This is a genomic window from Thalassospira sp. HF15 (assembly GCF_011806525.1).
GTDB lineage: Bacteria > Pseudomonadota > Alphaproteobacteria > Rhodospirillales > Thalassospiraceae > Thalassospira.
The window spans coordinates 416,927-431,032 of the sequence record NZ_JAAVKI010000003.1 but is presented as its reverse complement, the minus strand read 5'-3'; the positions used below and the strand labels follow the sequence as shown (position 1 = coordinate 431,032).

At 54.5% G+C, this 14,106-nt stretch carries 15 protein-coding genes and 1 tRNA gene; 10 read left to right on the top strand and 6 right to left on the bottom strand.

Annotated elements, in window-relative coordinates:
* The first annotated feature begins 32 nt into the window (after positions 1 to 32).
* The gene (locus tag HED22_RS08545; protein WP_167721114.1) at positions 33 to 377 is read left to right on the top strand and encodes a hypothetical protein; all 345 of its coding nucleotides are present in this window, start codon (positions 33 to 35) and stop codon (positions 375 to 377) included.
* Between the two features lie 50 nt (positions 378 to 427).
* Here the strand turns inward: HED22_RS08545 and HED22_RS08540 are convergent, their stop codons facing one another.
* The 3 genes from HED22_RS08540 to HED22_RS08530 all read right to left on the bottom strand — a co-directional run bounded on the left by HED22_RS08540 (position 428) and on the right by HED22_RS08530 (position 2,917).
* Positions 428 to 682, bottom strand: a complete 255-nt coding sequence (locus HED22_RS08540) for a hypothetical protein (protein WP_167721111.1) — start codon at positions 680 to 682, stop codon at positions 428 to 430.
* A 9-nt stretch (positions 683 to 691) separates the two neighbouring features.
* A complete protein-coding gene (gene bluB, locus HED22_RS08535) occupies positions 692 to 1,378 on the bottom strand; it encodes a 5,6-dimethylbenzimidazole synthase (protein ID WP_175581168.1) in 687 nt (228 codons plus the stop codon).
* A 135-nt stretch (positions 1,379 to 1,513) separates the two neighbouring features.
* Positions 1,514 to 2,917: an autotransporter domain-containing protein gene (locus HED22_RS08530; RefSeq protein WP_175581167.1), complete on the bottom strand. Its 1,404-nt coding sequence runs from the start codon at positions 2,915 to 2,917 to the stop codon at positions 1,514 to 1,516.
* Positions 2,918 to 3,380: 463 nt separating this feature from the next.
* On the opposite strand from HED22_RS08530, the gene HED22_RS08525 reads away from it, so the two are divergent.
* Positions 3,381 to 3,467, top strand: a tRNA-Leu gene (locus HED22_RS08525).
* Between the two features lie 123 nt (positions 3,468 to 3,590).
* Here the strand turns inward: HED22_RS08525 and HED22_RS08520 are convergent.
* On the bottom strand, positions 3,591 to 3,764 hold the full coding sequence (locus HED22_RS08520; protein ID WP_167721109.1) for a hypothetical protein: 174 nt from the start codon (positions 3,762 to 3,764) through the stop codon (positions 3,591 to 3,593).
* Between HED22_RS08520 and HED22_RS08515 the strand changes: the two genes are divergently transcribed.
* From HED22_RS08515 to HED22_RS08480, 8 genes are all read left to right on the top strand, one after another.
* Positions 3,763 to 6,504 carry a cation-transporting P-type ATPase gene (locus HED22_RS08515; protein WP_167721108.1) on the top strand — a complete coding sequence of 914 codons (2,742 nt, stop codon included), beginning with the start codon at positions 3,763 to 3,765 and terminating at the stop codon, positions 6,502 to 6,504. The two genes, HED22_RS08520 and HED22_RS08515, sit on opposite strands and share 2 nt — an antisense overlap.
* Before the next feature lie 209 nt (positions 6,505 to 6,713).
* A complete protein-coding gene (locus tag HED22_RS08510) occupies positions 6,714 to 7,883 on the top strand; it encodes a hypothetical protein (protein WP_167721107.1) in 1,170 nt (389 codons plus the stop codon).
* A gap of 73 nt (positions 7,884 to 7,956) precedes the next feature.
* Positions 7,957 to 8,814: a protein phosphatase 2C domain-containing protein gene (locus HED22_RS08505; protein ID WP_167721106.1), complete on the top strand. Its 858-nt coding sequence runs from the start codon at positions 7,957 to 7,959 to the stop codon at positions 8,812 to 8,814.
* 162 nt (positions 8,815 to 8,976) lie between these two features.
* The gene (locus HED22_RS08500) at positions 8,977 to 9,369 is read left to right on the top strand and encodes a hypothetical protein (RefSeq protein WP_167721105.1); all 393 of its coding nucleotides are present in this window, start codon (positions 8,977 to 8,979) and stop codon (positions 9,367 to 9,369) included.
* Positions 9,370 to 9,397: 28 nt separating this feature from the next.
* Positions 9,398 to 9,673, top strand: a complete 276-nt coding sequence (locus tag HED22_RS08495; RefSeq protein ID WP_167721104.1) for a DUF3572 domain-containing protein — start codon at positions 9,398 to 9,400, stop codon at positions 9,671 to 9,673.
* A 128-nt stretch (positions 9,674 to 9,801) separates the two neighbouring features.
* Positions 9,802 to 10,485, top strand: coding sequence for a TetR/AcrR family transcriptional regulator (locus HED22_RS08490; protein WP_167721103.1), 684 nt, complete (start codon positions 9,802 to 9,804; stop codon positions 10,483 to 10,485).
* On the top strand, positions 10,482 to 11,792 hold the full coding sequence (locus tag HED22_RS08485; RefSeq protein ID WP_167721102.1) for a phenylacetate--CoA ligase family protein: 1,311 nt from the start codon (positions 10,482 to 10,484) through the stop codon (positions 11,790 to 11,792). Before HED22_RS08490 ends, HED22_RS08485 begins: the two co-directional genes overlap by 4 nt.
* The gene (locus HED22_RS08480) at positions 11,789 to 12,550 is read left to right on the top strand and encodes an enoyl-CoA hydratase/isomerase family protein (protein ID WP_167721100.1); all 762 of its coding nucleotides are present in this window, start codon (positions 11,789 to 11,791) and stop codon (positions 12,548 to 12,550) included. The genes HED22_RS08485 and HED22_RS08480 overlap by 4 nt, the downstream gene beginning before the upstream one ends.
* Here HED22_RS08480 and HED22_RS08475 read toward each other — a convergent pair.
* Positions 12,547 to 13,092, bottom strand: a complete 546-nt coding sequence (locus HED22_RS08475; RefSeq protein ID WP_167721098.1) for a GNAT family N-acetyltransferase — start codon at positions 13,090 to 13,092, stop codon at positions 12,547 to 12,549. The genes HED22_RS08480 and HED22_RS08475 overlap by 4 nt on opposite strands.
* Positions 13,093 to 13,141: 49 nt before the next feature.
* Entirely contained in the window at positions 13,142 to 13,972 is an 831-nt protein-coding gene (locus HED22_RS08470; RefSeq protein ID WP_167721097.1) for an undecaprenyl-diphosphate phosphatase, read from the bottom strand.
* Positions 13,973 to 14,106 lie beyond the last annotated feature (134 nt).

Here is a 14,106-nt window from a genome sequence, read left to right as displayed (position 1 = left end):
GAATTGTTCTGACCTTTTGACGGGAAGACAACATGACCGAGCAAAACCACGATCCGCACGATGATGCGCGCAACAGTCTGGCCGCCCGCGAAGCGCGCTCCATCGTGAAGTTCATGATTGAACACACCGCCTATGGCGGATTTGGCGCGCTGGTGTTCGGCGCACTGGTTCTGTTTTTCGATATTGGCGGGATCTACACGCTTGCCATGTCGTCGCGCGATGCGCCGATCTTCATCTTCCTGCTGTTTTTCGGTCTGTTTGTGACCTTTGGCAGCATCAGTCTGGGGATCGGGATCATGACCATGGGCGGTTTTTCCGATGATGACCGCTACCGCGATGAGCGCACGCGCAACCGCAATGACAACGACTACAAATAAAAAAGGCGCCGATCAACGGCGCCTTTTTTCGTTGGTTGAGGTGCGCGCGATCAGGACGGATTGGTCTCTGACTTCTTGGCGATGAAGCGCGCAACCAGCATGCCGATGATCCAGCCTGCCAGCGGCACGATAAAGATATAGTCAAAAAGCGGGTGGCTCGATTCCCCACCCGATGCTGCCAGCACGAACCCGATCCAACCCGCGGTCAGGATATAGCCGAAAATCTTGAAATAGACCCCGCTTGATGGCCCCTTCTTTTTCGGCGGCTGTTCGGACGTGTTCTGTTCGCTTTCCGCACCGGACATTTGGTCTTCCTATCGTTCAAGTGTCAGGGCATCGGGATCAATGCGATCCTGCCAGCCTTCGCGCACCAGTTCGGGCACGACGTGATCCTGTTCCGGATAGCCAATGCACAGATAGGCAATCAGGCGCCAGTGGTCGGGCACATCAAGCGTTTTGCCCACAACATCCGGTTCAAGGATCGAAACCCAGCCAACGCCAATGCCCTTGACGCGCGCGGCCAGCCAAAGCAACTGGACTGCCGCGACGGCCGAATAATCCAGCATCTCGGGCATGGTTTTGCGACCCAGCCCCATGCCTGCTTCGGTTTCCTCGTCGGCAAAGACGGCCAGTTGTACCGGGGCCTGATCCATGCCCTGAAGCTTCAGCGATGCATAGAGCTTGGCGCGTTCGCCGTGATAGTCATTAAGCGCCTCGTCATTGGCCCGCTCGAAACTGTCGCGGATCAGTTTGCGACGTTTCGGATCATTGACCTTCACAAAGCGCCATGGCTGACAATTGCCGACGGACGGCGCAAGGCAGGCTTCCTTGATCAGGTCGTCGATATCGTCTTGCGGGATCGGGTCAGTGCGAAAACGCCGGACATCGCGCCGCCACAGCAACAGGTTGATGAACTGCTTCTGGAAAGCCTGGTCAAAAACCGGCGGCGTCAGGTCCGTGTCTTGGGCATCGTCTACGGCAACTTGATCTTGTTGGGTCATGGCGTGGGCCTGATGAAATGCGGGGTAATTCTCAATTGTTTTGCACCCTACCTGTCAGCACCGCTATCGCCAATAGCAAGATGATCTCGCCAACCAATTGCCATCGCTTTTTGCGCGACATGGTGCCGGGGCCGATTAGAACGGCACGTCTATGGACAGAAGGCCGGTATAATTCCCGTGCGCCACTTCATAGGTCAGTTTTCGCCGCAGCTCGAAACGGACACTGGCAGGATAACGGCCCCATTGCTGGCTAATGCCACCCCCGGTGTCGAGATATAGATTAGTACTTTCGATGCTGACAAACGGTTCAAGCGTCATCGAGGATCGCGCAACGTCATGGATCAGGGAGAACTCTGATCGAATACCGGTAATGTCCTCGGCTCCCGTGGCAACATCGCGAAAGCCCTGAAGGCTGAGATCAAAATTCAACGGATCATAGGCATAGTCGGTTCCGGCATAATATCGCGTCGATCCGCTGCGCCCGTAATTCTGATTAAGCAACGAGATGGTTTCGTCTTGGCCTGCAAACGGAATGATTTCGTGGTGACCCAGCGCAAGGCGATAGCGGGCCTCGACAGAGGCATCAAAAAGCTGCGTGGTGGCAATGCTTCCGGGCACAAGCCCGCCATTGGTGGCGCGCGCGGCATCGACAACTTCGCGCGCCGTGATCATGTCGCCATCAAGCTGGATGCTAAGGGGTAAGGCGCCAAATTCATAACTGGTGCCAAAGCCGATGCTGTTGGCAATGCTCGTACTTTCAAGTGTCTCGGCATAGCGCAGATCATCGGGAACAACACCAATCGGGGATTGGTTGATGGTGCTTTGGCCAAGGCTGATGCTGCCGCGCAGGTTAAACCAGTCGGTCACCCGTGATACGAAATAGGGCGAAAGCGCCAGGTTGTTTTCGCGGTAGCGCAACTGGCGGGTGCTTGATTCACCAACCGTGCTGCCCCAGCCAACCCCCATGCCAATGACAAGCCCGTCATCAATCAGGTAATCAACGCCGCTATCAATTGATAGCGTATCGCCACTCAAACCCGGATCATACCCCGATCCGGTGATGCGGTTTTCAAGTTCGGCATGATTGCCCGCAAGCCAGATGCTGATCGGGCTGCGCGCACTACGTGACTGTGTGGGGAAGGTGCCCGCTGCACTGTCAAAATCAATCCTGCGCGCCAGCGATGACAACGCGCTGCGACCGGCCAGAATTTCGCTTGCTGTTGGTGTGCCGGAACCAAATTGCAGATGTTCGGTGGCCTGTTGCGGCGGGGCAAGGAAGCTTTCGGACAGAAGCGGGGCGAGCCTGCTGTCATAAAGGTCTTCATCCATCTTGTCATAAAGCCGGTTCATATGCCGACGCTGGTTTTCCATGCGGGTGGTTGTTTCATTGCGCAAAACCGGGGCATCGGGCCGCGCGACATCATCGCGGGCAAGGGCCTGCGGTATGATGGGCGGCTGGTTTGTCTCGCGGCGCAGGACATACGTAATGGCCGCCAGACAGACCGTGGCAATCACGGCGGTTTGAAAGGGCTTGTGCATCTGACGTTAAACATCTCTGTTCTGGTCAGTGATTAGGGTCAGGCCTCATTAGTTTGATTTGAATGGCAGACGTTATGTTTGTGAAACCCGAGGAAAAGCCCGTAGAGCGGGTCGGCATCCCGGCCAAGGGATTTGACGCAGGAGTTCGCAAACATAACGTCTGTCCTTCGGATTAACCGGATTTGCACGGGCTACTTTGTCGCAAAGCATTGAAAGATAAGTATCTTCCTGCTGCTTTGCTCCGCGTATCCGCACAAATCCGGTCAACCATTTAAACCAAACTAATGTGACCTGGCCCTAACCTGACAAAGGAAAATGCAGGGAATGTGGAGAAAGACGGGCAGTTCTGCCCCATTGATGTCTGGGCCGCAAAGGTTGCCATCCGGGCCAATAGAATGTTGCGTCAAAAACCAAGCCGCGCTAGAACGCTTTTCATCGGCTTTGGCCGGTTCCAACGCGCGTCGCGGGCGTGGCGAAATTGGTAAACGCAGCGGACTTAAAATCCGTCAGCCCTAAGGCTTTGCCGGTTCAAGTCCGGCCGCCCGCACCAGCGCATCAGTTGATGGACCACTTTTTGGGTCCCGGCACCAAATTGCCGAATTCCCGTCATCATATCCCCTGCTTTGTTTTTCATCCTGCAAGCTTCCATGCGCCGGTTTGCCGTGGATGTTTCTCACTTCATGAATGCAGGAGAACGATGATGATCCATCTGATTGCCATTGGTGTGATTGCCGCCACCGTGTTTGTTGTAACCTGATGATTGGTTTATGACTTCTTGCAAGTAATGTTGCGGTGCGGCATGATTTGTGATGTGCTGAAAACGCCACCAACAGGTCAGCATTGCCATGAACAACGTCGCCGCCAAACCCGCCAGGATTTCAAAGAACCCGGAGCAAAAAGACCCGGTATGGCACGCTTTGCCTGCCCAGCAATCTCTGGATAACTTCCAAACAAGCGCGCAAGGACTTGATGCGCATGAAGCATTAGAACGTCTGGCGCAATATGGTGCCAACCGGCTGGAACCGCCGCGCCGACGCGGGCCGCTGATCCGGTTTCTTGGCCAGTTCAACAATGTGCTGATTTATGTCCTGCTGCTGGCGGCTGTGGTCACGGCGGCTTTGGCGCATTGGGTGGATACTTCCGTTATTCTGGCGGTGGTGGTGATCAATGCCATCATCGGATTTGTTCAGGAAGGCCGGGCAGAAAGCGCGCTTGAGGCGATCCGCAATATGCTGTCGCTGGCCGCCATCGTCGAACGCGGCGGACGCAAAACCGAAATCCCCGCCGAGGATGTGGTACCCGGCGACATCGTCCATCTGCAATCGGGCGACAAGGTGCCTGCCGACCTGCGCCTGATCCGGGTCAAGGGCCTGCAAATTCAGGAAGCCATCCTGACCGGCGAATCTGTCCCCGTCGACAAGGCGGTTTCCCCGGTGGCAGAGGACGCAGCACTGGGGGATCGTTTTTCCATGGCCTATTCCGGCACCATGGTTACTCATGGGCAGGGCTGTGGCGTGGTTGTTGCCACGGGCGCCAAAACCGAAATCGGACGTATCAGTGCGCTGCTGTCCGAAGTCACGACACTCACCACACCGCTTTTGCGGCAAATGTCGACCTTCGGGCGCAAGCTGAGTGCGGCGATTATGGCGGTTGCCTTTGTCACCTTTGTCATTGGCGTCTGGGTGCATGGCAGGGCGGCGGCCGACATGTTCGTTGGCGCGGTCGCACTGGCCGTGGCGGCCATCCCCGAAGGCCTGCCCGCCATCATGACCATTGCGCTTGCTACCGGCGTGCAGCGTATGGCGTCACGGCGTGCAATCATTCGCCGTCTGCCCGTGGTCGAGGCGCTGGGATCGGTCAGTGTGATTTGTTCGGACAAGACCGGGACGCTGACCCGCAATGAAATGACCGTGCAGTCGCTTGCCACCGGCAAGCACCTTTATGCTGTTACCGGCACAGGATATCGCCCGGAAGGCGGTTTTGAGCTGGATGGCAAACCAGTCACGCTGGATGATCATCCGGGATTGACCGAAATGGCGCGCGGCGCGTTGCTGTGCAGTGATGCCGGTCTGCATGAAACGGACGGCCAATGGTCGGTTGATGGTGATCCGACCGAAGGCGCGCTGGTGGCGCTTGCCATGAAGGCGGAACTCGAACCAAGTGCCGAAAACCGCACCTTGCCGCGCCACGATGTCATCCCGTTTGAATCCGAACATCGCTTCATGGCGACCTTGCATCATCATGCCGAAGGTCATGGCTTCATCTATGTCAAAGGCGCGCCCGAACGTATTCTTGGCATGTGCAGCACTCAGGGCGGGCCGGAATTTCAGGAGGTCCTTGATCGTCCCTATTGGGAAGCCCGGATGCAGGAAATGGCCGAAAATGGTCAGCGGGTTCTGGCACTGGCATTTCGCCCCACCCATAACGGCCATCACCAACTGGTCTTTGATGACGTCAAACAGGATCTGGTGTTGATCGGGCTTTACGGGTTGGTCGATCCGCCCCGCGATGAAGCCGTCGCCGCGGTTGCCAAATGTCGTGCTGCTGGCATTGCGGTCAAAATGATCACCGGCGACCATGCGATAACGGCCGCGGCGATTGCCCGGCAACTCGGTCTTGGCGACGGCGAACGCGTGGTCAGCGGTCACGAGCTTGACGGGCTTGATGACACTGCCCTGCGGGATGTGGCGCAAAAATCCCACGTTTTTGCCCGCACCAGCCCCGAACATAAACTGCGTCTGGTCAAGGCCCTGCAGGCCGAAGGTCATGTTGTCGCGATGACCGGCGACGGGGTCAATGATGCCCCCGCACTCAAGCGTGCCGATGTCGGCGTTGCCATGGGCCAGAAGGGCAACGAAGCCGCCAAGGAAGCCGCCGAGATGGTGCTGGTCGATGACAATTTTGCCTCGATTGCTGCGGCGGTGGAGGAAGGCCGCACGGTCTATGACAATCTGGTCAAATCGATCCTGTTCATCCTGCCCAGCAGCGGCGGGGAGGCCCTGACCATTGTCATGGCGCTGGCTCTGGGGCAGTTGCTGCCGATCACCGCGCCGCAAATTCTGTGGGTCAATATGATCACGGCGGTGACGCTCGCACTCGCTCTTGCGTTTGAACCGGCGGAAGATAACGTCATGAAGCGTCAACCACGCCGACGGGACGCGCCGCTGCTGTCAGAATTTCTGATCTGGCGGACGATTTTTGTTTCGCTCATTCTAGTGGCCGGGACGTTCGGTGTCTTTGTCTGGTTCCAGAACCGGGGTGCTGATCTGGAAGTTTCCCGCACGGTGGCGGTCAATACGCTTGTGATGTTCGAGTTGTTCTATCTTTTCAATGCGCGTTTCCTGACCGCATCGGCCCTTACCAGAAAGGGTCTTTTTGGCAGTCGGGCGGTACTGATTGCCGCCGCACTGGTTGTGGTTTTTCAGTTGATCTACACCTATGCGCCGCCGATGCAGTATCTGTTTGAAAGCGTCGCGATCCCGCCACTTGGCTGGGTTATAGCTGTCGGGGTCGGGTTCAGCGTCTTTGTGCTGGTCGAAATTGAAAAGGCTTTCCTGCGACACTGGCAGAAACGCAAGACAGGGTGATGTTTACCGGATGTAAAGCAGATGTCGCCTATCCATGACACATCTACCGAGAACACATATGGTGTTAACACCCTTGCTTCATGAAGAAGGCCAATGCCTGCGAGAAAGAGCAGATTTTGAGGTGTGTGGCTCTTGAAAAGCGAAATCTGACAGAACGGGTATTTTATAGTCTAAGGAATATTGAAGACTATTTTTTGGAGGTGATCTCAATGACTGAAGATATGACTGTTGACGTTAATGAGATTGCTAAAGACTTATGTGAGAACGATGATAAAAGTCTACTAGTCAAGAGGTTCAGTGATTTTTGCGCGCTTTTGGAGGAAGAGAGCAGTCGTAATTACGAACTCATTATTACTGATTTGGTCGCGAAGTTGCCTGGAGAGCAGTGCTTCGGTGTGTGTGGCGATCATTTGGAAAAAATATTCCAGAACAATACCTTAGATGAGAAGGTTAGATATACGGCTTTCTTCGTGTATGTGACATATCTTCGTAGATATAAGCATATTAATAAAGCTCGTAACGCGCTTCTGACGCATGAGCACGAATTCAAGAATTTTCCGACGTATGACCATTTGTTGTCTATGGTTTTGAGTCAGCTTGGGCCGGAAAATCTTCATGCAGCTTTGTCTGCAGCAGAGAGAGCTTGTGACAAAATCTCTGATAATGCGGGTGTTCTGCATTCGTATGCGGCAACTGCGGCTCAACTTTTGGAAGACTTTGATAAACCGCATAACAGCGAAAGTGTGCTGGAAAAGGCGCTGGAAAGGTTGGCTAAGGCACTTAAGCTTACCCCTGATTATCCAAAGTTCTACTCGACGCAAGCCCGGTTGTTTTCGCTCAACGGTGACTTCATAGAAGCGAAAAAGGCGATTGAAAAGGCGATTGATCTGGAACCTTCAAGCGGGAAGGACTATTTCATTCGGTATCAGGATTACCAAGCAGTCAAAATCGCTATCAAACACCAACAGGCAATATTCGAAATATCGAAAAAACTCAGTGAAGCTGAAGGTAACATCAAAAGTATTTCTGAGAAATTTATGAGTGATGTTGAAAAAGCAAAAATGACCAGTATTGAAGCGGTAGGTTTTTTTGCTGGCGTCATTGGGCTAGTCGTTTCTGGCGTGAGCGTTTCTGCGAACATAAATGTTTCAGAATCTATTGTTGTTATTTTGTTTTTGACGGCGGCTATGGTTTTTTCATTTGCTGCATTTTCGTTCATTGTGCACGGGATCGACAACTTGAGTCGTGCAGCTTTCATGGTTCTTATTGCAATAATAATTTCTATTGTTGCAATAGTTTCTCATGCGGAATTCGGTCGTGCAGAAGGGGCAGTAGCAGCGTTGATCGAGCTGCCTGATATCGAGAAACAAGCAAAATGACTATTTTGCACCCTTGTTTTAACTTAACGATTTTGTTGTCCGGCGAAGGCTGGATTTGAGGTTCCGTGAGAGAATGTTTCTGAGTGTCACTGATTCGATATCCAAGCCATGGTCGAAGGTAAATGAAGATATTCTAGGTGGTGTGGAAAATGTGGCGTGGGTTTTAGATGGTGCAACTGGTCTGGGCGGGAATATGCTCGTTGAGCAAGGTAGCGACGCTAGCTGGTTTGTTTCCTTGCTTAATCGAGAGCTGGAACGCTGGGCAAGCAATCGTGCTTGGTCACTTAAAAAGATTGTCAAAAAAGCTCTCTCGGCCGTGTATGAGGATTTTAAAGATAGGAATTTGCCGGTTGGCCTAAAGCCCTATGAGCTCCCATCCGCGAGTCTTGCAATTACACGTTTGAAGAATGGGTATTTAGAGGCAGCTGTTGTCGGGGATTGTAAAATACACATCAACAAATCTGACGGTATGCGAGTACTCGGCAAAGGTACTAGGCTGGAAAAGCTGGATAACCTCGTTATTGACGAGGTGAGACGTCTTGCTTCTAGCTCTGCCAATTTTGATGAGATTAGACAGAAAATACTGCCAGTTTTAAGAAGGCATAGATCCCTGATGAACTCAGAAGGCGGTTATAGCATCATCAGTGTCGACCCGGAATCTGCCGATAAATTACGAACAAAGCGGATACCTCTTCAGTCTCTTGGATCGGTCATGCTTGCTTCAGACGGTTTCTATAGGTTGTGTGATACGTTTGGAGTTTACGATGATAAGTCTTTGTTCTCAGCGGCTCTGAGGTTTGGATTGGAGAAGTTGTACGAGGATTTGCGTAAAATTGAAGAGAAAGATATCAATTGCGTGCAGTATCCAAGGCTAAAGCCAAAGGATGATGTTACAGCACTAATTCTTCGATTGCATCGCAGTTCAGATTGATTCTGTGGGCGCGGATATCGGGCCTAGCGTCTTTGTCCTGGTCGAAATTGAAAAGGCTTTCCTGCGACACTGGCAGAAACGCAAGACAGGGTGATGTTTACCGGATGTAAAGCAGATGTCGCCTATCCATGACACTTCGCCGCAACCACATGCCAGGCCCCCATGCCCCTACCTGATGAAGAAGACGAAGGTCCGCGCAAGAAAGAACGGATTGGCAAATATGTTGCCCCCGAAGAACGCGCGGCCAATATCGTCAAGCAGCTTGATGAATTCCTGCGCAAAGGGCCAAGCAAGGGGCTGAAATATTCCCGTTGGCAGCAACTGGCCTGGTATGAGATCGTTGATGAAATCAAGCGCGCCGAAATGGCGCAGAAAAATCAGGACACCCTGACCAAATCCGCCTTTCTTAGTCTGGCAATCGGCTTTGGCACGGTTGGCTTCTGGGGCTTGGTACTGATGGCGGGCAATAGCCTTGGCGGGATTGCCGCAGGCGTCATTGTGGTTGCCGGTCTTGTCATCTGGCGCGCCATGTCCAAGGCCCAATGGTTCAAATAAAAACGCATTCAGGCAGGCATTCAAAACCATGAACAAGGACGCAGCGGAAACACTGGCCATTCGCGCTATTGCTCATATCGCCAGCGATGAAGAATTGCTGCAGGGATTGATCGCGCAAACCGGCATGGGGTTGGATGACCTCAAAGCCGGGATCGGGTCAAACGAAGTGCAGCTTGGGGCCCTTGAATTTCTGCTGTCGCACGAACCCTTTCTGATGCGCTTTGTCGAGGATTCGGACTATGCCCCCGAAGATCCGGCACGTGCGCAAATCGTTCTGTCCGGCGGCCCCATCTGGCAGGACTGATCCCCGTTCAAAACTTGAAATGCAATTTCCCGCCTTGAAAAACCTCGCGGTGACTTGACCTTGTGCGCGATCTAAAATATGAAATTGATGTCATGTTCATAAAATGATCAATAAGGCAGGCCCGGCATATGACCTCAACGGCAGCTGATTTTGACTTCAATCGACCCGAAAGCTTCAGCTATGCCGTTGCTTTGCGCCAAGCTGCGCAGGGGCAGCGCCGAGGCGAACGCACGCGTGCTGAAATCTGCGTTGCCGCCTGCCAGTTGCTTGATCGGGAAAGCCTGTTTGATCTTAAAGTGTCCGCGATCTGCAAGGCGGCCAAGGTCGCCCATGGCACGTTCTATATCTACTTTCCCGACCGTCACATTCTGGTCAGTGACCTGACCCTTGGTTTTGTCGGGTTTGTGCAACAAGCCATGCTGGCGGTGGCCGATGCCAATCCGGATGCGTCCATCCGTGCGACCACGGCGGCCTATTTCATGTTGTTTGAACAGAACCCCGGCCTGATGAAATGCCTGGTGCACAATATCGAAAGCTTCCCGGAAGCACAGGACGCCTTCCAGAAGCTGAACCGCGAATGGATCACCACTGTGGTCTCGCGGATCGAGCACCGACTGGCAAAAGACGGCAAACAAAATGACATCAGCCATGAAGAACTGATGCGGCGCGCTTATGCGCTGGGGGGAATGACCGATCAGTATCTGTCCGGGTTGCTGTTGATCGGGGATCCAACACTCGTAACCATTTCACAGGGGCGGGATGCGGTCATTGATACCCTCAGTCTGCTGTGGCAACGGGGGCTTGAACCATGACTGTCGTGCGCGACGCGGACAAAACACCCATCGATCAACTGATACCCCACATTCAATCGTCCTGGGCAAGCCAGGCCGATTATGTTGCGCAAAACTCCGCACTCTACCGCGACCTGTGGCAGGGCAAGGCACCGCCCAAGGATATCCGCGACCTTGCCGAGCTGCCGCTGTCGGACAAATCGCAGCTGCGCGTGTCACAGGCCGATCATCCCCCGTTTGGCAATTATCTGGCATCTGGCCGGGACAAGGCCGTGCGCCTGCATCGGACATCGGGCACCACCGGGCAGGCGATGAACCTTGCCCTGTCCGACCGGGATACCAAAATCACCCAGATCGTCGGCGGGCGCAGCCATCGCACGGCTGGCCTGACACCGGGCCACACTGTCGTGCATTGCCTGAATTATCAGATGTGGATGGGTGGTCTGACCGATCACATGACGCTTGAGGAAACCGGCGCACTGGTCGTGCCGTTCGGGGTTGGCGGCACGGAACTTCTGGTGCGCACCATTCAGGAAGTCGGCATTACCGCCATTTCCTGCACGCCGTCCTATCCGGCGGTACTGGAACGCGTGATTGCCGAAAAATTCCCCGGCCTCAAGCCGCGTGACCTTGGTCTTGAACTTGGCCTGTTTGGCGGGGAGCCGGGGCTCGATGATCCGGCATTTCGCGACCGACTGCGCTCGGTCTGGGGCATGGAACCGCGCAATGCCAATTATGGCGTGTCCGATGTCTTTTCCAATTTCGCGGCGCAATGCCCGCATGACACACGCCTGCATTTTCTGGCGTCCGATGTTCTTTATCCCGAACTGATTGATCCCGACACCGGCGCGCCACTTGAATTGCGCGCCGGGGCGAAGGGCGAACTGGTTCTGACCCATCTGATCCGCGATTGTCAGCCACTGGTGCGCTTCCGGTCCGGTGACATCATCGCGATTGATGAAACCGAACCATGCGTCTGCGGTTGTACCGGTTTCCGCTTCCGGGTGGTCGGGCGGTCAGACGATATGGTCGTGGTGCGCGGGCTTAATCTGTTTCCCAGCATGGTGGCGGCAGTCATCGGCCAGTTCGCCGAGCTGTCTGGCGATTACCGCATCCCGCTTGACCAGCCACCCCCTTATGACGTGTTGCCCGTATCGGTCGAAATGGCCAAGGACCAAAATGGGGATATTCCCGATGGTCTGGCGGCAACCGTGGAAAAAGAAATCAAAAAGGTGCTGGGCGCGACTGCCCGGGTGACCATCCTGCCTGCCGGGTCCTTCCCGGTAACAGAAGGCAAAACCAAACGCGTGATCAGGAGCTACGAATGAGCCAGATGACCTATGAAACTGTTCTGAGCAAATTGGGTGAGAACGGCGTTCGGACCATCACCCTGAACCGCCCCGATAGTCTGAATGCCATGAACCGTGGCCTGATTGATGATGTTGCGCGTGCGTTCGAAGATGCCAATACAGACCCTGAAACACGGGTGATCATTTTCACCGGTGCGGGCAAGGCATTCTGTGCAGGTGATGACCGCCGCGAACATGTCCACCCGGAAACCGAGGGCGAGGCACGTGACCTTGTAAACGCCATTCAGCGCGCCACCCATGCCATCACGCTGGGTCCCAAACCGGTAGTGGGCGCAATCAATGGCTGGGCTGTTGGTGGCGGATTTGAATGGGCGATCAATTGCGACTTTCCGATCTGGGGGCGCTCGGCGCGTGCCTTTTTCCCGGAAGTGTCGCTTAATCTGTTTGTCACCGGTGCGGTGACCGCCTTGTTGCCCGCCCTTGTCGGTCTGAACAAGGCGCGTGAAATGCTGTTCTTTGGCAAACGCTATGATGCTGCGGAATTGCATGAAGTCGGTGTTGCCTGGCGCGTGGTCGATGATGCCGATCTGATGGCAGAGGCAAGCACAGTCGCCAACGATCTTGCCAATTTGCCCGAACTTTCGGTGCGCGCCATGAAGCGTGTGCTGAATTCGGTTGCGACATCAGATATGCACCGCGCCTTGCAGCTTGAAACCGATGCGACGGTTGCCGGTTTCCTTGATCCTAAAACCACGGAACTGCTCAGCGCCTTTTAACGGCGTCGGTCAAGCAGTTCCGGTTTTCCATCGGTATCGGGCCGCGGATCGCTGCGCAGCAATCCGTAAATTACCGAATCGCGGATGCCGATATGGGTTTCCCATTCACCGCGTAAAATGCCCTCGCGGGTAAAGCCCAGCTTTTCAAACGTCTTTTGCGATGCGTGATTGTCCGGGTCGATATCGGCAAAGACCCGGCGGGCTGACGTGGTGGCAAACAGATCATCGATTGCTGCTGCCAATCCGCGTGCGGCATAGTTCTGTCCACGCGCGGCCGGTGTGATCATGCAGGCTGCTTCCCAGATATCCTTGTCGTGCCCGGCATTATAAAGGGCAATACGGCCAAGGGCGGGTCCATCGGGTACTTCACACACAACCCACGAGGTTGCCTCAAACCCCTCGTTCCAGCTTTTCAGCTTTGCAATGGTCGCTGCAACATCGGGAAAGGCTGGCTCAGGCAGCCAAAGGCAACAATCATCATCACCAAAAATCACGTGCAGGTCCGGGCCGTCGGTTACCGGATCAAGGGGGCGCAGATACATGTCAGGCACTTCGTTTATGGATCACAATGGGGATGGTCGGGGGTGTGGCCTAACCGATGAAGGGCAGGGGCGTGCTACCGTAAACATAAATCCAGACCAGAAGCCCGCCGCCCAGCAAAATGCGATAGATCGCAAACGGCGTGAAGCTGGATCGTTTCAACCAGCTCATCAGAAGGGCAATGGCGATCAAGGCGGTGATAAACGACAAGCCAGCTGCCAGCAGAACGTCCTCGGTCAGGTTGATATCGCCAGCCTGCTGCAGGTCAATCCCTGCCAGCAATCCGGCACCCAAAATTACCGGGATCGACATCAGCATCGAAAACTGTGCTGCGTCCGAGCGCTCATAGCCCATGAAACGTGCTGCGGTCATGGTGATGCCCGAACGACTGGTGCCGGGTACAAGCGCAAGGACCTGGGCCAAGCCAATGAACAACGCACCGCCCCAACGCATATGTTCAAGACGGTTGATCGTCATGCCGACCTTGTCAGCAATCCACAGCAACACCCCAAAGCCAAGCGTCGTCCAGGCGATGATTTCGACAGAGCGCAGCTGTTCTTCAATCCCGGACACCTTGAAATAGAATCCAACAGCGATCACCGGGATGGTCGCCAGCACGATATGGATGGCCAGGCGGGCACCAGCGTTGATTCGCCCGGTAAACAGCCGGACGAATCCGGCAAGCATGGCAAACACATCACGCCAAAAATAGATCAAAACAGCGGCCAAAGTGCCGACATGCACCGCAACGTCTACCAATAAACCCTGATCCGCACTGCCGGTGATGGCAGGGGCCAGAACCAGATGGCCAGATGAGCTGATCGGAAGAAATTCGGTGATCCCCTGAACGATCGCCAGAAGAATAATGTGCTGTAGGGTCACGCCGGCCTCTGTGCCTGTTCGCTGCAAAAACTGATCGCTTATAGCAGTTTAGCCCATTTTGGCGAAACGCATAAATAGTACCATTATGGTACTATTGAAATAATCTTATAGCGATTTTGGTGGGGTCATCTTGA